This window comes from Streptomyces sp. NPDC040589, from assembly GCF_055594445.1.
In genome coordinates, this window is record NZ_JBVIWP010000009.1 from 69670 (window position 1) to 87412 (window position 17743).

At 69.5% G+C, this 17743-nt stretch carries 16 protein-coding genes; 8 read left to right on the forward strand and 8 right to left on the reverse strand.

Annotation, left to right across the window (positions count from 1 at the left end; translation table 11 throughout):
- Window positions 1–6 precede the first annotated feature (6 nt).
- Window positions 7–600 (reverse strand): response regulator, encoded by a 594-nt coding sequence (locus tag ACZ58V_RS32135; RefSeq protein ID WP_468195481.1) that lies wholly within the window; start codon window positions 598–600, stop codon window positions 7–9.
- Window positions 597–4772: a HAMP domain-containing protein gene (locus ACZ58V_RS32140; RefSeq protein ID WP_471294430.1), complete on the reverse strand. Its 4176-nt coding sequence runs from the start codon at window positions 4770–4772 to the stop codon at window positions 597–599. The genes ACZ58V_RS32135 and ACZ58V_RS32140 overlap by 4 nt, the downstream gene beginning before the upstream one ends.
- A 316-nt stretch (window positions 4773–5088) precedes the next feature.
- On the opposite strand from ACZ58V_RS32140, the gene ACZ58V_RS32145 reads away from it, so the two are divergent.
- Entirely contained in the window at window positions 5089–6954 is a 1866-nt protein-coding gene (locus tag ACZ58V_RS32145) for a SpoIIE family protein phosphatase (protein WP_471294432.1), read from the forward strand.
- 60 nt (window positions 6955–7014) lie between these two features.
- A complete protein-coding gene (locus tag ACZ58V_RS32150; RefSeq protein ID WP_471294436.1) occupies window positions 7015–7551 on the forward strand; it encodes a GNAT family N-acetyltransferase in 537 nt (178 codons plus the stop codon).
- A gap of 44 nt (window positions 7552–7595) precedes the next feature.
- Here ACZ58V_RS32150 and ACZ58V_RS32155 read toward each other — a convergent pair whose 3' ends face one another.
- Window positions 7596–7946: a transglycosylase family protein gene (locus tag ACZ58V_RS32155; protein ID WP_468195490.1), complete on the reverse strand. Its 351-nt coding sequence runs from the start codon at window positions 7944–7946 to the stop codon at window positions 7596–7598.
- A gap of 280 nt (window positions 7947–8226) precedes the next feature.
- Between ACZ58V_RS32155 and ACZ58V_RS32160 the strand changes: the two genes are divergently transcribed.
- Entirely contained in the window at window positions 8227–8835 is a 609-nt protein-coding gene (locus ACZ58V_RS32160; RefSeq protein WP_471294439.1) for a pyridoxamine 5'-phosphate oxidase family protein, read from the forward strand.
- Window positions 8836–8900: 65 nt separating this feature from the next.
- Here ACZ58V_RS32160 and ACZ58V_RS32165 read toward each other — a convergent pair whose 3' ends face one another.
- On the reverse strand, window positions 8901–9815 hold the full coding sequence (locus ACZ58V_RS32165; RefSeq protein ID WP_471294777.1) for a threonine ammonia-lyase: 915 nt from the start codon (window positions 9813–9815) through the stop codon (window positions 8901–8903).
- 192 nt (window positions 9816–10007) lie between these two features.
- On the opposite strand from ACZ58V_RS32165, the gene ACZ58V_RS32170 reads away from it, so the two are divergent.
- Complete coding sequence (locus ACZ58V_RS32170) at window positions 10008–10544, forward strand: cupin domain-containing protein (RefSeq protein ID WP_471294442.1); 537 nt, start codon at window positions 10008–10010, stop codon at window positions 10542–10544.
- A 78-nt stretch (window positions 10545–10622) separates the two neighbouring features.
- Here the strand turns inward: ACZ58V_RS32170 and ACZ58V_RS32175 are convergent, their stop codons facing one another.
- Window positions 10623–11228 carry a DUF998 domain-containing protein gene (locus tag ACZ58V_RS32175; RefSeq protein ID WP_471294445.1) on the reverse strand — a complete coding sequence of 202 codons (606 nt, stop codon included), beginning with the start codon at window positions 11226–11228 and terminating at the stop codon, window positions 10623–10625.
- Window positions 11229–11329: 101 nt separating this feature from the next.
- On the opposite strand from ACZ58V_RS32175, the gene ACZ58V_RS32180 reads away from it, so the two are divergent.
- The 4 genes from ACZ58V_RS32180 to ACZ58V_RS32195 all read left to right on the forward strand — a co-directional run bounded on the left by ACZ58V_RS32180 (window position 11330) and on the right by ACZ58V_RS32195 (window position 14724).
- Window positions 11330–12175, forward strand: coding sequence for a DUF817 domain-containing protein (locus ACZ58V_RS32180; protein ID WP_471294447.1), 846 nt, complete (start codon window positions 11330–11332; stop codon window positions 12173–12175).
- 79 nt (window positions 12176–12254) lie between these two features.
- Window positions 12255–13085 carry a PP2C family protein-serine/threonine phosphatase gene (locus tag ACZ58V_RS32185; RefSeq protein WP_468195502.1) on the forward strand — a complete coding sequence of 277 codons (831 nt, stop codon included), beginning with the start codon at window positions 12255–12257 and terminating at the stop codon, window positions 13083–13085.
- Window positions 13086–13144: 59 nt separating this feature from the next.
- A complete protein-coding gene (locus ACZ58V_RS32190; RefSeq protein ID WP_471294780.1) occupies window positions 13145–14146 on the forward strand; it encodes an MASE1 domain-containing protein in 1002 nt (333 codons plus the stop codon).
- 269 nt (window positions 14147–14415) lie between these two features.
- Window positions 14416–14724 (forward strand): molybdenum cofactor biosysynthesis protein, encoded by a 309-nt coding sequence (locus tag ACZ58V_RS32195; RefSeq protein WP_471294450.1) that lies wholly within the window; start codon window positions 14416–14418, stop codon window positions 14722–14724.
- 22 nt (window positions 14725–14746) lie between these two features.
- Here ACZ58V_RS32195 and ACZ58V_RS32200 read toward each other — a convergent pair whose 3' ends face one another.
- The 3 genes from ACZ58V_RS32200 to ACZ58V_RS32210 form a co-directional block, all read right to left on the reverse strand.
- The gene (locus tag ACZ58V_RS32200; protein ID WP_468195509.1) at window positions 14747–15409 is read right to left on the reverse strand and encodes a YceI family protein; all 663 of its coding nucleotides are present in this window, start codon (window positions 15407–15409) and stop codon (window positions 14747–14749) included.
- A gap of 187 nt (window positions 15410–15596) precedes the next feature.
- Window positions 15597–16406 carry a transferase gene (locus ACZ58V_RS32205; protein WP_471294452.1) on the reverse strand — a complete coding sequence of 270 codons (810 nt, stop codon included), beginning with the start codon at window positions 16404–16406 and terminating at the stop codon, window positions 15597–15599.
- On the reverse strand, window positions 16403–17668 hold the full coding sequence (locus tag ACZ58V_RS32210; RefSeq protein WP_471294454.1) for a glycosyltransferase family 4 protein: 1266 nt from the start codon (window positions 17666–17668) through the stop codon (window positions 16403–16405). The genes ACZ58V_RS32205 and ACZ58V_RS32210 overlap by 4 nt, the downstream gene beginning before the upstream one ends.
- Window positions 17669–17743: the final 75 nt, after the last annotated feature.

A 17743-nucleotide genomic window follows, 5' to 3' on the forward strand; every position in this document is an offset into this window, starting at 1 on the left:
ATGCGCTTACTCAGTGCCGGTGCGGTCCGGGAGGAGGGTTCCCACGGCGCGCTCCACCTCTGCGAGGCGGTCGGCGAGTGCTGCCGTGTCGGCCTCGGCTTCCGGACTGTTGCGCAGCAGCAGCTTGATCTCGGTGAGCTGCTGGGCGATCTCGGAGAGCCGGTCCGTGTCTGTGCCGGTTGCGCGCATCGCCAACTGGCGGTTCTTGCGGTGCAGATCGAGGAAGACGGTGACTTTGGTGCGCAGTACCCAGGGGTCGACCGGTTTGGCGATGAAGTCCGCGGCGCCGATGGCGTATCCCCTGTAGGCGTAGTCGGCGCCGCCTTCGGTTCCGGTCACCAGGATGATGGGGACGTCTTTGGTCTGGTCGAGGCGCTTGATGTTGGCGGCGGTCTCGAAGCCGTCCATGCCGGGCATGCGGACGTCGAGGAGGACGACGGCGAACTCCTGACGCAGCATGGCTTTCAGGGCTTGTTCACCTGAGCGTGCGCGGACCAGGTGCTGGTGCAGTGGGCCGAGTACGGCTTCGAAGGCGATGAGGTTCTCCTCCATGTCGTCGACGATGAGGATGCTGCACGGGTTGGCCAGGTTGGTGTTCATCGTGCGTCCTCGGGCGGATCGTCGGCGGTGTCATGAGTGGGTGGCGGCTCTTCGGGGTCGTCGGCGGTGCCGGGGTCCGGTGCGGGCAGCGGGCGGTCGTCGGGCGGGTCGAGCAGGTCGCAGATGGCGGAGAGCAGGCGGTCGATGTTGACCGGTTTGGGCACGTAGTCGTTGGCGCCGCTGTCGATCGCTTTGTCGCGGTCCTGGGGCATGGCCTTGGCGGTGAGCGCGATGATCGGCAGGTGGGCGAGGCGAGGGGTGTCCCGGATGGTACGGATAGTCTCGTAACCGTCCATTTCCGGCATCATGATGTCCATCAGGACCAGGGAGACGTCAGAGGCACGTTCCAGGACCTCAAGGCCCTCCCGGCCGTTCTCCGCGTATCGCACGGTGATGCCGACTCGGCCCAGGGCGTGGGTGAGGGCGAAGACATTGCGGATGTCGTCGTCGACGATGAGGATGCGGCGGCCCGCCAGGACGCGGCCGGGGCGGCCGCTGAGCCATTCCTTGAGCCGGGTGGTCTCCGGCCAGGTGTCCTCGCGGCCGTTGGCGGGTTCGTTGGTCTGTCTGCCCGTCAGGTCCTCCGGCAGGTGCGGGGCCGTGGGGTCGGGCTGGAGGGCTTCCGTGCTGTCGAGCATGTGCTCGGGCGAGGGGTCCGCGGCTGTGGCCGCCGGCGGCGCGGGCTCCGGGGGAAGGGCGGGCGCGGTGCCGACGGTGCGCAGGTCCGCGGGGCCCTGTACGGCGGTGGCGCCGGGGTGGAGCGCGGGGATGTAGAGGGTGAAGCGGGAGCCCACGCCCGGCTCGCTCTCGGCGACGATCTTGCCGCCGAGCATTCCGGCGATCTCCCGGCTGATGGACAGGCCGAGGCCGGTCCCGCCGTACTTGCGGTTGGTGGTGCCCTCGGACTGCTGGAACGCTTCGAAGATCATCGGAAGCTTGTCGGGGGCGATGCCGATCCCGGTGTCCTTCACGGAGAAGGCGATGACGGCTTCGGCGTTCTTGAGCGTCTCCTCGGTGAAGTGCATGCCCGGTACCCGGCTGACGCGCAGCTCCACATGGCCGTCGTGGGTGAACTTCACGGCGTTGGACAGCAGGTTGCGCAGTACCTGCTGCAGGCGCTGCTCGTCGGAGTACAGCTCGGCCGGTACGTCCTTCTCGACGGCGATCTCGAAGCCCAGGCCGCGGTCGATGGTCAGTGGCCGGAAGGTCGCGTGGACGTAGTCGAGCAGTTTGATCAGCGGGAGCGTCTTGGGGCGCACGTCCATCCGCCCGGCCTCGATCTTCGACAGGTCGAGGATGTCGCTGATCAGCTGGAGCAGGTCCGAGCCGGAGCGGTGGATGGTGGTCGCGAACTGCACCTCCTGTTCGGCCAGGTGTCCGTCGGGGTTGTCGGCGAGCAGCCGGGCCAGGATCAGCAGGGAGTTCAGCGGGGTGCGCAGTTCGTGCGACATGTTCGCCAGGAACTCCGACTTGTACTGCGAGGCGGTCGCGAGCAGTGCGGCCTTCTCCTCGAGTTCGGCGTTGGAGCGCTGCAGTTCGTCGGACCGCTCGCGCAGTTCGGAGGTGAGCCGCTGGGACTCCGACAGCAGCGACTCGGTACGGGAGTTGGCGATGATCGTGTTGGTCGAGACGCCGATCGTGTTGACGAACTGGTCGATGAAGGCCAGGTGCACATCGTTGAACTTGCTGAGCGAGGCCAGCTCGATAACTCCGAGCACCTGGTCCTCGAAGATGATGGGCAGGATGACGATGCTGGCCGGGCGGGCGGTGCCGAGCCCGGAGTTGATGGTGATGTAGTCGGGCGGGACGTCCGTGATGAGGATGCGTTTCTTCTCCTGCGCGGCCTGTGCGATCAGCCCGCGGCCCGGGGTACCGGTGCCCGGCAGCGGGCTGCCCCCGCCGGCCTGGTCCGTGCCGTACCCGGCGATGAACTGCAGACCCTCACCGGGTGGCGCCCCCGCTTCGGCCAGGAAGAACGCACCGAACTGTGCGTTCAACAGCGGGGTCAGCTCGCGCAGGATCAGGTCGGCGACCTCCACCAGGTCGCGGTGGCCCTGCATGAGTCCGGCCATGCGGGTCAGGTTCGACTCCAGCCAGTCCTTGGCGCGGGTGGTCTCGCGGAGGTTGGAGACCATGAGGTTGATGTTGTCCTTCAGCTCGGCGACCTCCCCCTGCGCCTCGACCGTGATGGCGCGGGACATGTCGCCCTGGGTGACCGCGCTGGCCACCTCCGCGATCGCCCGGACCTGGGTGGTGAGATTCAGCGCCAGCTCGTTGACGTTGGTGGTCAGTCGTTTCCACGTTCCGTAGACGCCCTCGACACGCGCCTGACCGCCCAGTTGTCCCTCGCTGCCGACCTCCCGGGCGACCCGGGTGACCTCCGAGGAGAACGAGGAGAGCGTGTCGACCATCGTGTTGATGGTGGTCTTCAGCTCCAGGATCTCGCCGCGCGCGTCCACATCGATCTTCTTGGACAGATCGCCCTGGGCGACGGCCGTGGCCACCTGGGCGATGTTGCGGACCTGCGAGGTCAGGTTGTAGGCCATGAAGTTGACGTTGTCCGTGAGGTCCTTCCACACTCCCGACGCCCCGCGGACCTGGGCCCGGCCCCCCAGGCGGCCCTCCGTGCCGACCTCGCGGGCGACGCGGGTGACCTCGTCGGCGAACGCCCGCAGCTGGTCGACCATCGTGTTCACGGTCTCCTTCAGCTGCAGGATCTCGCCGCGGGCATCGACGGTGATCTTCTTCGACAGGTCGCCGTTGGCGACGGACGTCGTCACCTGCGCGATGTTGCGCACCTGCGAGGTCAGGTTCGACGCCATGAAGTTGACGTTGTCCGTCAGCTCCTCCCACACCCCCGACACCCCGCGGACCTGCGCCTGCCCGCCCAGATTGCCCTCGGTGCCCACCTCGCGGGCGACCCTGGTGACCTCACCCGCGAACGCCGACAGCTGGTCGACCATCGTGTTGATCGTCGACTTGAGCTCCAGGATCTCGCCCTTGGCCTCCACCGTGATCGTCTTGCCCAGATCGCCCTGGGCGACCGCCGTCGCCACCTGGGCGATGTTTCGCACCTGCGAGGTGAGATTGTCCGCCATGAAGTTGACGTTCTCGGTGAGGTCCTTCCACACCCCCGACACCCCGCGGACCTGGGCGCGGCCGCCGAGACGGCCCTCGGTACCCACCTCGCGGGCGACCCGGGTGACCTCACCCGCGAACGCCGACAGCTGGTCGACCATCGTGTTCACCGTCAGCTTCAGCTGCAGGATCTCGCCCCGGGCGTCCACCGTGATCTTCTGACTCAGATCGCCGGTGGCGACCGCCGTGGTCACCTGGGCGATGTTGCGCACCTGCGAGGTCAGGTTCGACGCCATGAAGTTGACGTTGTCCGTGAGGTCCTTCCACACCCCGGACACGCCCGGCACCTGGGCCCGGCCGCCCAGCTGTCCCTCCGTGCCGACCTCGCGGGAGACCCGGGTGACCTCGTCGGCGAACGCCCGCAGCTGGTCGACCATCGTGTTCACCGTCAGCTTCAGCTCCAGCAGCTCGCCGGTCGCCTCCACCGTGACCTGCCGGGTCAGATCACCGCGCGCGACCGCCGTGGTCACCACGGCGATGTCGCGCACCTGCGCGGTCAGCCGGGACGCCATCGTGTTGACGGCCTCGGTCACGTAGCGCCAGTCGCCGGCCAGCCCCTGCACCGTGGCACGCCCGCCGAGACGGCCCTCGGTACCAACCTCCCGGGAGACCCGGGTGAGCTCGCCGGTGAACAGCGAAAGCTGCTCCACCATGCGGTTCACCCCGCGTCCCAGGCGCCGCAGATCACCGCGCAGCTGGCGCCGGCCGTCGTGGAGCTCGGCGCGCTGCGTCAGATCACCGTCAGCGACCGCGTCCAGGACACGCGTGGCATGGACGATCGGGACGGCCAGTGCTTCCAGCAGCGCGTTGGCAGCATCCACACTCGTCGTCCACCCGCCCGACCCGGGACTCGCCGCCAGCCGCTCGTCCAGCCGCCCCTGCCGGACCACCTCCCGGCGCACTCGCTCCAGCTCCGAAGCCAGATGCGCGTTCCGCGTGGTGATCTGGTCGAACACCCCCGCCAGCTCCGCGACAATTCCTTCGGGCACGTTACCCATACGTACAGTGAAATCGCCGTCGCAGAGAGAATTCATGGCCGCCAGCAGCGGACGCAACTCGGCCACATGCACCCACTCGCCCCCCGGGCCGGGTGCAGGCCGACCCGCGGCCGCGGAACCGGGCCCACCGGGCTCCCGCTCCCCGGATTCCGGCTCAGAGGAAACGAGTTCAGAGCGAGCGACAGAATCCATGGCAACTCACTTCTCCGGGCACAAAATATGACCACTCCCCATTTAGGCTACATTCGTCCTGTACTCGTCCGCAGTGAGCTGGGCAGGGGTTGCCGTGAGGCCACAAGCGGGGTCGCAGACAGGACGGTCCTTCGGTCCGCGTTCAACAACAGCGGCACGGATGCATGTACCCGCCAACGAACTCGCGGCCGCAGCGGCACGCAAGTTCGTGCGCGCCGTGCTCACCGAACGGACCGCACCCCTCTCCCCCGAGGCGCCGGCGATCAGCGACCGGTCCGTCGACGATGCCGTGCTTCTCGCCAGCGAACTGGTCACCAGCGCTGCCGCACACGCCGGGTCCGGCCTCGAAGTGGCCTGTCACCTCGAGGTCGGACCGGGACCGTCCGCGCCCGGCCCCTGGGCCGGGGACGGGGCCGCACAGGCCGGTCCCCGGGCCGAATGGGTGGGTGTCGTGGTCGAGGTGCTGGAGCACGGTCCCGCCGGCCGTCCCGGCGGCACGACAAGCCCGCACAGCCCCGTGCACGGCTACCGCCGGCACCTCATGCACACACTGGCCGAATCCTGGGGCGTGACCTCCCGGCGCACCGGGAAAGCCACATGGGTCCGCCTGGAATGCGCGACGGTGCCCCCGCTCGCCACCACCGAGCACCGCGTCGCCGGCCTCCCGGCCGAGGTCACCCGCCGCCCGCCGCCACCCCCCGAGCCCGCTCTGCCTCGCGGCCACCCCGGTCACCGAGCCCAGTGGGCCGAACGCGAAGGGCAGTGGTTCCTCGCCGAGGCCGGAGAACTCCTCGCCGGACAGCTGGACGAGGACATGGTCGCCGCCCTCGCCGGACAGCTCCTGGTCCCCAGACTCGCCGACTGGTGCGCCATATGGCTCACCACCGACCACGCCGGCCTACGGCTCTCCCGCGTCTGGCACACCGACGAACAGCACATCCGCACGCTCCGCCGGTCCTTGGAGAAAGACCCCCCGAGCGCAGCGCTCAGCACGACCGGCCTCCCCTGGCCCTGGCCCGAAGGCGAGAAGACTCCCAACACAGGCGGCTCCGCGCTGGCCTTCCCCCTCGTCGCCGGCGGCCGGTACCACGGCACACTCCTCATCGGCCAGGCAGGACAACCCGAACTGACCGACACCGTCGTACGACTCATCGAGGACGTCGCCCGCCGCACGGCCCAGGCGGTGGTCACCGCCCGCCACTACACCCGCCAGGCGACCATCAGCCGTACGCTCCAGCGCCGCCAGCTCCCCACCTCGCTCGCCGCCATCCCCGGCATCGACACGGCGATCGTCTACGAGCCCTGGGCGGAAGGCCAGACCGTCGGCGGCGACTTCTACGACCTGTTCCCCATGGGCCGGCACCGGTGGTGCTTCCTCCTCGGCGACGTCTCCGGCCACGACATGGAAGCCATGTCCGTCACCGGTCTCGCCCGCCACCTCGTACGGCTTCTCGCACGCGAGGGCCACGGCGTCGAAACCCTTCTCAACCGCCTCAACCACGCGATGACCGAGGAAGCCGCCGAAGCCACCACACTCCGCGGCGAACACGAAGGCGCCCGCCTGCTCAGCCTGCTCTACGGGGAACTCGAACCCGACCCGGCCACCGGCAACACCCAGTGCACCATCGCCAGCGCCGGACACCCGCCACCTCTACGACTGACGACGAACGGCACCGTCACATCCGCCGCGCGCCCCCAAATACTCCTCGGCGTCGAAGAGCACACGAATTACCACGCCGACACCATCACCCTCACACCAGGCGAAACGCTCCTCTGTGTCACCGACGGCGTCACCGAACGCCGCAACGGCTCACACCAACTCGACGACGACAACGGGCTCGCGCGCATACTCGCCACCTGCACAGGGCTCGGCGCCAAGGCCATCGCCGAGCGCATCCGTCAGACCACCCATGACTTCAGCACCCAGCCCATCGCCGACGACCTCGCCATCCTCGTGCTCGAAGCGGTGCCGGTACTCAGGAGCGCGGGGACCATCACCACCGGTCACCCTCATGGTGAGTACTGATTCGCCGGGTGGCTGGGCAGTTGCCTGGCTCGCCTTCGCGGGAGAGATCATCATGTGGGGATGTCCGACGACCAATTCCCCGCGGCACCGGCGGTGGTGCGGCTCCCCCGCTACACGAAGACGGAGCAGGACGAGATCCTCGGCGACGGCGATGACCCCTTCGGTGTTGCCGCTGCCGGTCTGACCTGGCTGCCCAAGGAGGAACACTTCGGCATCAGGCACGGCGACCGACTTGTGGCGCACGCGGGCCTGCTACGGCTGCCCGTCGCCCTGGGCGACGTCGAGACGGAAGTAGTAGGCGTCGGCGGAGTGGCCGTCGCACCCGACATGCAAGGCCGGGGGTTGGCTCGGCTCGTGGTCCAGGCGGCACTTGATCACTCCCGCACGATGGGACCGCAGCACGCGCTTCTGTTCTGCAGACCTGCCCTCGTGCCGCTGTACCAGCGCCTCGGGTGGCACCCGCTCGACAACGACGTACGTGTCGAACAGCCGGGGAACCGCCTGGTGTCCATGCCCCTGCGGACCATGGTGACCGCGCTGCGCGACCACGCGTACTGGCCTTCGGAACCAGTACGCCTGTTCTCGCTCCCGATGTGACGAAGCCACGTCATGAGTGACTCAGAAATCGGCGGCGATTCCGGCTAGTTCACTCGCGCGCAGGACCATGCGGACATTCCCTGCAACGCGGCCAAACGCTTGGCCACCGTGATCTGCTCTTTGCGGGTGGCCAGGTCGGCGCGCGAGGCGTACTTGCGTCCTCCGGCCGCTACCCAGCTGGACTGGGTGAACTGCAGGCCGCCGTAATGGCCGTTGCCGGTGTTCGCCTTCCAGTTCCCGCCGGACTCGCACGCGGCGATGGCGTCCCAGTCGGGCCCGAACCGGGCAGACGGCAGGGCTTCCGCGCTGGTGGCAACGCCGAGTATCACGGCGGCCGCGAAGAGCACGAGTGCCGGACTCGCCCTGCGGCGGCGACAGTCGCTCGTTGTGATCATTTCAGCGTTCTGTGACGAAACCATATGCAGACCGTTGCATCTCGTCACATAAGTGGCGAACTGAGAACAAGAACTCCTACGCCAAAAGAAGACAGAGGGCTGAGATTCGTCGTGCTCTACTCTCTCGTGCATGGCCGGTGGTGCTTTTCGGCCTGCCAGGTGACTGAATCAGTCACCTGCGCCGAGGTGAACACCGAGATCCCCGTCAGGAGGACCGTTGCACCACGATGAGCGGGCAGACCGGCCCGGAAGTCGGGGCGAGCACCAGATCCAACGTGAGTTGGGCACCGTCGACCGCGCCGACCGGTTCTACGACGAGCAGGTGCTGGACCGGCTCAACCCACGCATGCAGGAGTTCGTGGCCCGCCAGGAGATGTTCTTCCTCGCGACCGCGGACCGCCACGGCGAGTGCGACAGCACCTTCCGGGCAGGCCCTCCCGGTTTTCTCCAGGTACTCGACGAAGGGGCCCTGGCATACCCGGAGTACCGCGGGAACGGTGTCATGGCCTCGCTCGGCAACATCCGGGAGAACCCGCACGTCGGCCTGCTGATGATCGACTTCTCCAAGGACCGGATCGGCCTGCATGTCAACGGCCGGGCGCGGCTGGTCACCGACGACACGATGCGCCAGAGGTATCCGGACCTACCGGTCGATCCGGTACCCGGCCGCCGTCCCCATGTGTGGGTGGAGGTGGAGGTCGAGGAGGCGTACATCCACTGCTCGAAGCACATACCGAGGCTGGTCAAGGCGCCGCTCCGGCAGAACACCACCAGAACGGACGGTGCCGCCGCCGACGGCGAGCAGGCCTGGGGCACCGACGACGTCAAGCGCAAGGGTGGCGACTACTTCGGAGCGGCGGCCCAGGAGCGGGGGCTGGCTTCCCGCTGAGCGTCAGCCGGCCTTCTGAGGCAGGCGGCCGCCGCAGCCTCTCCCCCGCCACGTGGAGCGATGAGTCAGGACCTGTGGGCGGGAGCGGCGCCGACCCAGCGGTGACAGGCGTCCACGTCGACGTTGCTGCCGCACACGATGGTGACCACGTGCCGTCCGGCGAAGCGGTCACGGTCCTCGATGATCGCCGCGATGCCGAGCGCGGCCGATGGGTTCGACGACGAGGCCGGCGTGGTCGATGGTTCGACGATGAGGCCGGCGTGGTCGAGGAGCAGGCGCATACCGGCGATGATCGACGTCTCCTGGACCAGGACGGCGTCGTCGTCGATCAGGAGGAGGTCGTCCAGCACGGCCGGGACGGGCCGTCGGCCGGCGACGCCGTCGGCGATGGTGTCCGTCGAGTCGGTGGTGACGACGCGCCGCCTGCGCCACGAGTGGGTCATCGCCGGTGCGCCGAGCGGCTGGACGCAGATCACCTCGACTTCAGGAGCCAATGCCTTCACCACATGGCCCACACCGGTGGCCAGTGCCCCGCCGCCGAGGGCGATCAGGACGGCGTCGAAGGACCGCACGGTGTCCACCAGTTCCAGGCCGACGGTCCCCGCGCCCTCGCAGGTCTCGAGGTCCAGGCTGTCCTCGACCAGCCGGATGCCGTCGTGGCGTGCGCTGGCCGCCGCCCGGTCGCGAGCCATCTCATGGTCGCCGTCCACCAGCTCCAGCCTGGCGCCCAGGGCGCTGATGCGATCAAGTTTGGTCACTGTCGCGAAGCGGGACGCCACGACGGTCACGTCGATCCCCCGGCCGCGACCGGACCAGGCGAGGGCTTGGCCGAGGTTGCCCGCGCTGGCACACACCGCGGCCCGTGAGCCATGGCCGTCGAGCAGGCTCGCGACCACCTCGGTGCCGCGGGCCTTGAAACTGCGGACCGGGTTGGCCGTTTCGAGCTTGATGCTCACCGTGCACCCGAGATCGGGTTCCATGGCCTCGCCGCGGTACAGCGGGGTGTCGAGGAACACCGGGGTCGATCACCTGGCGTCGAGGCGCGTCCTCTGCACGACGCGGCAGCCTGGCCCGGCCACGACGAAGGAGGGAGGGCCACTACCGATTGACCCACCATTGTGGCCTCAAAATGCACCCCACAGCCGGTCGATCGGCTCCATAGAGTCGTAGTCATGACGACGAAGACGAACGAGACCACGCAGACGACGCAGACGACGCAGACCGCGGACTTCGGCCCCGTCCTCACCCGCGCCGCCGACGCCGAGACGACCCGTGACCCCAGCAGTGTCATGACCCTTCTCGCGGACTCCGGCCACACCGGCGGGCGGCTCACCAGCTACCGGTCGACGTTCGCCGAAGGCGCGGTCGGAGCACCCGCCCATCTGCACACCAAGGCGTCCGAGATGTTCTTCGTGATCGACGGAGCGCTTCAGGTACTGGTGGGTGAGGAGATCACCGTCCTGGAGGCGGGCGACTTCCTCATCGTGCCGCCGCACACCCCGCACGCCTTCGCCGCGGCGCCCGGCAGGACGGCCGACGTTCTGTTCGTCTTCACCCCGGGCGCCGGCCGCTTCGACTATCTGCGGCTCCTCGGCCGGGTGATGCGCGGCGAGGCCGATCCGCAGGAGATCAAGGACTCCTCGGAGCGGTTCGACAACCACTACGTCGACAGCCCGGCGTGGCGCGAGGCACTCGCCGCGCGCGGCTGAGACGGGAAGGCCCCGATCGGACCCGGGCGCGTCGCGCTGTGGGGCGGCGAACTGCGCCGATGCGCGGGGACTGAGAGGTCAGCCTCGGTACTCGTCGCGTGCGGACCGAGGAAGGGAGAAGCAGGACAGGACGACCGCGAACGGCCAGACCGACTGGATCGTCGTCACCGCGCGTTCAACCGCGCCAGGGGCACCCTGCTGGTGGAGTTCGGCCAGGAACCATGCCGCGCCCAGCGCCATCACGGCGGTCGCCCCCAGAGAGGGAAGGGGCCTCAGGGCCCATGGCACGGCGTCGCCCTTTCTGGCGGCCAGGACGGGCCAGGCCGCGAGGACGACGAAGCCGACGACGGCGACCGAACCGTGGGAGAGGGAGCCGCCGCTGCTCGGCGCCGGAAACAGGGCCACCGCCAAGGCCGACACACCTCCGACCGCCAGGGCCGCGCGTCCCGCGGGCGCGGCCGGGCGCAGTCCCCACGCGGTGAGCAGGTGGCAGATGCCCAGGGTGATGAAGGCGGCCGTCATCACCCAGTAGCTCGAGCCGCCGGGAGCCGCGAGGACGCTGATCGTCTGGGCGGCGGGATCGTAGGAGGGGCCTTGCAGGGATGCCGACACCGCCCAGCCCATGATCAGCGCGACGGGTGCACAGCCGGACGACAGCAGGACCCATTTCGGAACAGATCGCACCAGGACACCGTAAAGCGGATCTTCGGCTTCTCGCCGCACGAGTGGCGGGTGGGGAGGTTCGCCGCAACCGGTCGGCGTGCGGTGTCGTCCTAACGGGCACCATGATCCCTTCAAGCTTCGCCGGCCCCTGGGCCGCTCCGATGCGCCAGCTGCTCGACTTCGCGTGGACACAGACGCGGGCCTGCGCGTTCGCCATCGCCCTGCTGTGCGGCGTGGCCGTGTCCACGCTGCTGCCCGAGCTCCCTGTGGCGCGCTACGACTTGCTGGTGGTCTACGGCGTGCTGCTCACGCTGGTGTTCTGGATGCGCGGCTGGGAGAACGGGCGGGACGTCGCGGTCATCGCGGTCTGCCATGCCATCGGTCTGGCCTTCGAGCTGGTGAAGGTGTCGCTCGGCTCCTGGAGCTACCCGGAGCCGGCTGTGCTGAAGTTCGCCGGTGTCCCGCTGTACGGAGGGTTTCTCTACGCGGCTGTCGGCAGCTACATCTGCCGTGCCTGGCACCTGTTCGACCTGGAGATCGTGCGCTATCGGCCGCGTGCGACCGCCGCGGTGGCGGCGGCCATCTACGTCAACTTCTTCAGCCATCACTGGCTGCCCGACGTGCGGTGGGTGCTGGCCGGGCTGCTCGTGGCCGTCACGACGGGGACGTCGGTGCGCTTCACGGTGCGGGGCGTGCGTCGGCGGATGCCGCTGGCCGTGTCGTTCGTCCTGATCGGGTTCTTTCTGTGGGTGGCGGAGAATCTGGCCACCCTGGTCGGCGCGTGGCGCTATCCGTATCAGGAGCACGGATGGGAGCCGGTGGGGGTGGGGAAGTTCGGCGCCTGGGCGTTGCTGATCAGCGTGACCTTCGTCCTGGCGGCGGTCGGCCGGCGTGCGGACTCCGGGGGGTCCGGTCGGTGCGGTGAGCGAGAGCGGGGAGCGCGAGTCGTCGCCGGAGTCCTCGACTGAGTATCATCCTATGGACGCATTTTACCTGATTTACACCGAGGGTTGTCACCGACCGTGACGACCCTCGCCGGAGTGATCAATGTCCCGCACCGGCACCACGGACGACGGCGACGAGCTGCTGACCAGGCTCGGGGATCTGACGGCCCAGGCGCGAGCGCAGGCCGAGATGCAGCGTTCCCGCGTCGAGCTTGCCCTCGCGCTGCAGAGCGACATGCTCCCGCGGGATCTGCCCGTCGCCCGGCGGCTGCATCTGGCCGTGCGGTACGCGCCCGCGTGCCAGGGCCTCAACGTGGGCGGCGACTGGTACGACGCCTTCACGCTGGGCGACGGCCGTATCGGTCTGTCCATCGGTGACGTCCAGGGCCACAACATCGAGGCGGCCGCCTTCATGGGGCAGGTGCGGGCCGGGCTGCGGGCTCTGGCCTCCGTCACCAGTGAGCCGGGCGAGGTCCTGGCCCGGACCAACGATCTGCTGCTGTCCCTCGGCTCGGACCTGTTCGCCACCTGCACCTTCATGCGGCTCGATCCGTGCGCCGGGGTGCTGGAGAGCGCGCGGGCGGGGCATCTGCCCTGCATCTGGGCCACGGCCGACGGGAAGTCCGGCCTCACCGCGGACGAGGGCGGTCCGCCTCTCGGCGTCCAGGCGGGGCCGCCGTATCCGGTGACCCGGTACGAGCTCACCACGGGCGGTGTGTTCGTGCTGCTCACGGACGGTGTCGTGGAGGGACCGTCGATGCGGCTCGAGGAGGGGCTGGACCAGGTGACGCGGCTCGCCGGCATCGCGGCGGTGGCCGGCATGGACGTGGACGCGCTCGCGGCCGCAGTCATCAAGGGCGCCGAGCGTGTGGGGCACGACGACGACGCCGCCGTCCTGGTGGTCGGCCTCGACGGGCCGGACGCTCAGCCATAGGGCCGCAGGGCCCCGCTCTCACCTCGCCGACGCGGCGGCCTCGGTGTCTGATGGCTGCTGTGGTGGGTAGCCAGGATCTGCGTACGCCGGTCGTCCTCGCTCTGCAGACGCTGGCCGTCGCCGCCTGCTATTACGTGTCGGGCAAGCTGGGCCTGCTGCGGGAGCTGGTCGTCGAGGGCGCGGTCGTCACACCCATCTGGCCCCCCACCGGCGTCTCGGTCGCCTTCCTGCTGCTCTTCGGGCTGCGCTGCTGGCCGGGGATCGCCCTGGGTGCCTTCTGCGTCATCCTGTCCATCACCTCCCTCACGCCTTCGGCGCTCGGCGTCCTGGCGGGCAACACGGCGGCACCCGTCGTCGGGTACCTGCTGCTGCGCCGAGCCGGATTCCGCAACGATCTCGCGCGGCTGCGGGACGGGCTCGCCCTGGTGTTCCTGGGGGCGTTCACCGCCATGCTGATCAGCTCGACCGTGGGCGCCGGCCTCCTGATCGTCACGGACAAGCTCGACGGGCCGAGCTTCTGGGCCGTGTGGCTGGCCTGGTGGGTGGGTGACGCGATGGGGGTGCTGATCGTCACCCCGGTGCTGCTCCTGCTGGCCCGCATCCGCCCGCCCCTGCGCCTGACGCGCTGGAAGGAGGCCACCGGCCTGGCGCTGATCGCCTGCTGTGTCGTTCCGCTGGCCGCGCACAGCTGGCTGAGTCTGCTGTTTCTCGTCTACCCCCTGCTGATCTGGGCGGCTCTGCGTTTCCAGCTGGCGGGCAGCATGCTGTGCGCCCTCTTCGCCTCGATCATGGTCACGGTGGCGGCGACCGACCGGGGCGGGCCGTTCGAAGGGCTCAGCCGCGTGGAGGTGATGCTCAAGCTGCAGGCCTTCAACGGGGCGATGGCCCTGACGGCGCTCATCCTGTCGGCCGTGATCACCGAGCAGATCAACACCCGGCGTTCCGTGGAGCGCGCCTGCCAGGAACTGGTCGAGGTCCTGGAGCACCTCACCGCGGGCGAGTCGGCGGACGGCCGGGGCCCTCCGGACCGGGGCGGGCTCGGGCGCAGACGGGAGGAGTGACGGGCCGGGGCACCGTACGCCTCCGCCGGCCGGCGGACACAAGCCCGGGAGTGGTCACCCAGACGTCGGGTGGGCGTCATGACCGAGGTGGAGGTGCTGCAGCTGCTGGTGTCGCCTGCGCACCGGCTGGCCGGACGACCGTCGGACGGACCCTCTCCCCCGGCCCGTCGGACGAACGCGTCCCCCGGGCGGAGGTACGCCGCGGTCTGGGACTGGTCGGTGACCGCTACTACGCCCGGCCCGCCCACCGGAACGCGTCGGTGACCATCATGGCCTCGGAGAGCCTCCCGGAGGACGCCGACCTTCGGCACACACGCCGGAACATCCTGCTCAGAGGCATCGACATCGACTCCTGCATCGGTACGACGATCTCCCTCGACTGCGGAGACGGGCCAGTGGAGTTCGCCGTGCACCGGGCCGCCCGGCCCTGCGCCTGGATGGACGTGACGATCGGCCCCGGCGCCCAGCGTGCCCTGCGTGGGCGGGGCGGCGTGCGGTGCGTGCCGCTGAGCGACGGGGCCCTCGCGCTCGGCCCGGCCACGTTCCGGGTCGTGGCCGGGGCCGACGCCGTGTCCTGAGCCGTACGGCCGCCCGGAGTCGTCAGCCGGCCGACGGGGCCATGCGGATGGCGGCGATGTCGAGCTGCAGGCGCACCTTCTCGCTCACCATCGCACCGCCCTCGGCCAGCCTGCTGTTGTAGGTCAGCCCCCAGTCGGAGCGGTTGATGGTGGTGGTGCCGTCGAATCCGGCTCTTTCGTATCCGAAGGGGTCGGTGACGTGTCCGATGTAGGTCAAATCCAGTACGACGGGGCGTGAGACGCCTTTGATGGTGAGCTCGCCCGACATGCGGAAGAGGTCGGCCCCCGCCTGTTCCACGCCGGTGCTGGTGAAGCGCATACGCGGATAGGTCGCGGCGTCCAGGAAGTCACGGCCGACCAGATGGGCGTCGCGTTGTTCCACCCCGGTGTCGACACTGGAGGTGAACAGGGTGATGTCGGCCCGCGACCGGGTGGGGTCGCGCGCGTCGAAGTAGAGCCGGCTTTCGTACTCCAGGAAACAGCCGCGCACGGTGGTCACCATGGCGTGCCGGACGGAGAAGCCGATCCTGCTGTGCGCGGGGTCGACGACCCATTCACCGGTGAGGTTCGTCAGGTGGGGGTCCGGCAGCACGGCAGTGGGGGATGCCGGTGCGCCGGCCGGACGCTGTGGGGGGCCAGGCGGCGCCTGCCGGCGGGACGACACGACGCGGTTGAACAGGTTCATGATTCATCTAGGTACTTGAGTTTGGTTACTGCCGCAAGTCCCCTTCCCTTTTGCGGCTGTTGAGAACGAGCGCCTGACCTTTTTGCCGCCGCTTTACACAAAACCCACACACGCCTGTCGCGGCGTACTGACGAAATAACCACCCGAAACTCCATGGATTTTCATTTCGGGCATGTCGGTATTCGGCTCACGTCATCTCGATCGCGAGGTCGTTGTCGACGGTGTAGTAAGGACGCGCGGCAGTTCCGGCCGCGGTGATGGCCGGGTAGACGTACACGTGCTTACGGTCCGCCACGTCGTCGAGGAGCCGGCCGATCCTGATCGGCCGCGCGTCGGCGGTGGGCCGGACGAAGGCGTCCCAGAACCGGCCGGCTCCCCCACCGTCGACCGCCAGGTCCTTCCGGTCGGCGGTGAAGGAGAAGCCCCTGCCGTCCTCGTCGACCCGTGGCCGGAGACTCCGTACGGTGTCGCTGCCGCGCAGGCGCAGCCGTACGGTGGCGTCATCGTGGAGCCGGGCGCCGTGCAGGCGGGCCTCGACCGTGATGGCGCGGTCGGTGACGTCGAGGGTGCGGGCCTCGGCGTGGGCGGTGCGCAGCCATGCCCGCAGGGCGAGGAAGCCGTCCTTCGTGACGTACGGGATCCGGACGGCGACCGGCGAGGGCCGGTCGCGGAGGTGTCCGTCGACGAGGGCGCGCAGGTCCCGCAGGCCGGGGCGCAGCCGCTGTCGTTCGGCTCCCGGTTCCGGAAGCAGATGGAGGTCCCAGCGGCCTTCGTCGAGGGCCTGGTGCGGTTCCAGCGCGGCGTGCCACTTGCCGTCGGCCGGGTCGGGTTCCAGTTCGAGGTGGTGGCGGGTCGTCTCGGGCCGGCCCTTCTTGGGGCGCAGCGCCAGGAGCAGTTGGGGGCGCGCGGCCGAGGTCGTGGGGAGGTGGAAGGTGACGCGGCCGTCCGTGTCGATGGCGCAGTCGGTGCGCAGGGGGGTGTCGTGGTTCTTGCTCATCGTTGTCCCTTCCGTATCGCGCGCAGGGCGCCGGCGGCCGCGGTGTGGGCGAGGTCGCGGGCTGCGTGGCCGCGTCCGGCCAGCGGACTGTCCGTCCGGCGGTGGTGCCCGGGGGCCCGCCGGCCTGTGTTCTTGGCCGTCATGGCCTCGTCGATGATGCGTTCGGCCTGTGCGACGACAGGGACCGGGGCGAAGCGGTGGGCGTTCTCCAGGGCGGTGCGGCCCATGCGGCGGCGTCGCTCGTCGTCGCCGACGAGTTCCAGCAGGGCCGAGGCGAGGGCGTCGGGGTCTCCGACGGGTACCAGCCGGCCGTCGGCTCCGTCCTTGATGATCTCGCCGGGGCCGTAGGGACAGTCGGTGCTGACGACGGGCAGTCCGCAGCGCATCGCCTCGACGATCGTCATGCCGAAGGGCTCGAAGTCGGACGTGGCCGCGGCGATCGAGGCCTTGGCCCATTCGGCCTCCATGGGGGTGGCGGCCCCCATCAGGAACACGTTGTTCCACAGGCCGAGGCGTTCGATGAGCCGGCGCAGCCTGGACTGTTCCTCGCCCTTGCCGTAGATGCGCAGCTGCCAGTCCGGGAACGCGGCGGCGACCTGGGCGAACGCCTCGATGAGGAGGTCGTAGCGCTTCACCCGCACCAGCCGGCCGGCGGCGATCACGACCTTGGCGGTGCCGTCGGCGGGAGGCAGCGCGGGGTCGGGAACGCTGTTCGGGAGGGCCTCCACATGGACGCCGGGCAGCCACATCTTGCGCCGGTAGGCGGCGGCGTCCGCTTCCGTGACGGTGGTGACGACGTCGAGGCGGCGGTAGGCGCGGCGCAGCGCGGTGCGCAGCCGCGGCGAGTGGTTGTCCAGGGTGAGGTGCTCTTGGCCGACGCGCAGGACGTGCTGCGGGGCCTGGCGTGCGATGTGCACGTTGAGACCCGGGCGGGTGCCGATGACGACGTCGGCGTCGAGCGACTCGAGGTGCTCGCCGATCCGCTGGTCGGTCAGCTCGCTGTACTGGTGGTGGCGGTACTCGGCGGGCGGGTACACCCGCGCCGGTCTCCGGTGCAGCGGATCGTCCGCTTCCTTGCGCAGGTCGACCAGCGACCGCAGCCGCACCCGGGAGTGCGGGGTGAGGTTGGGGTGCTCGCGGTGGCGTAACGCGGAGACTATCTCGACGTCGTGCCGCTCGGCGAGTGCCCCGGCCAGGTTGAACGTGGTGGTGATCGTGCCTCCGATTCCGTAGGCGTTGTGGATCAGGAAAGAGATCTTCATGGTGGCCTAGACCGCGTCAACGACCGGAGCGTTGTTCGTCGTTACCACTCTGTGGCCGTGGGGGGCAGGGCGGGC

Excerpts from the sequence above, each read along its gene's own strand:
- ACZ58V_RS32210 (WP_471294454.1), bottom strand. The coding sequence starts at position 17,668 with ATGAAGATCTCTTTCCTGATCCACAACGCCTACGGAATCGGAGGCACG.
- ACZ58V_RS32165 (WP_471294777.1), bottom strand. The coding sequence starts at position 9,815 with ATGGAACCCGATCTCGGGTGCACGGTGAGCATCAAGCTCGAAACGGCC.
- ACZ58V_RS32135 (WP_468195481.1), bottom strand. The coding sequence starts at position 600 with ATGAACACCAACCTGGCCAACCCGTGCAGCATCCTCATCGTCGACGAC.
- ACZ58V_RS32200 (WP_468195509.1), bottom strand. The coding sequence starts at position 15,409 with ATGAACCTGTTCAACCGCGTCGTGTCGTCCCGCCGGCAGGCGCCGCCT.
- ACZ58V_RS32170 (WP_471294442.1), top strand. The coding sequence starts at position 10,008 with ATGACGACGAAGACGAACGAGACCACGCAGACGACGCAGACGACGCAG.
- ACZ58V_RS32145 (WP_471294432.1), top strand. The coding sequence starts at position 5,089 with ATGCATGTACCCGCCAACGAACTCGCGGCCGCAGCGGCACGCAAGTTC.
- ACZ58V_RS32140 (WP_471294430.1), bottom strand. The coding sequence starts at position 4,772 with ATGAATTCTCTCTGCGACGGCGATTTCACTGTACGTATGGGTAACGTG.
- ACZ58V_RS32185 (WP_468195502.1), top strand. The coding sequence starts at position 12,255 with ATGTCCCGCACCGGCACCACGGACGACGGCGACGAGCTGCTGACCAGG.
- ACZ58V_RS32180 (WP_471294447.1), top strand. The coding sequence starts at position 11,330 with ATGATCCCTTCAAGCTTCGCCGGCCCCTGGGCCGCTCCGATGCGCCAG.
- ACZ58V_RS32155 (WP_468195490.1), bottom strand. The coding sequence starts at position 7,946 with ATGATCACAACGAGCGACTGTCGCCGCCGCAGGGCGAGTCCGGCACTC.
- ACZ58V_RS32205 (WP_471294452.1), bottom strand. The coding sequence starts at position 16,406 with ATGAGCAAGAACCACGACACCCCCCTGCGCACCGACTGCGCCATCGAC.
- ACZ58V_RS32195 (WP_471294450.1), top strand. The coding sequence starts at position 14,416 with ATGGCCTCGGAGAGCCTCCCGGAGGACGCCGACCTTCGGCACACACGC.
- ACZ58V_RS32150 (WP_471294436.1), top strand. The coding sequence starts at position 7,015 with ATGTCCGACGACCAATTCCCCGCGGCACCGGCGGTGGTGCGGCTCCCC.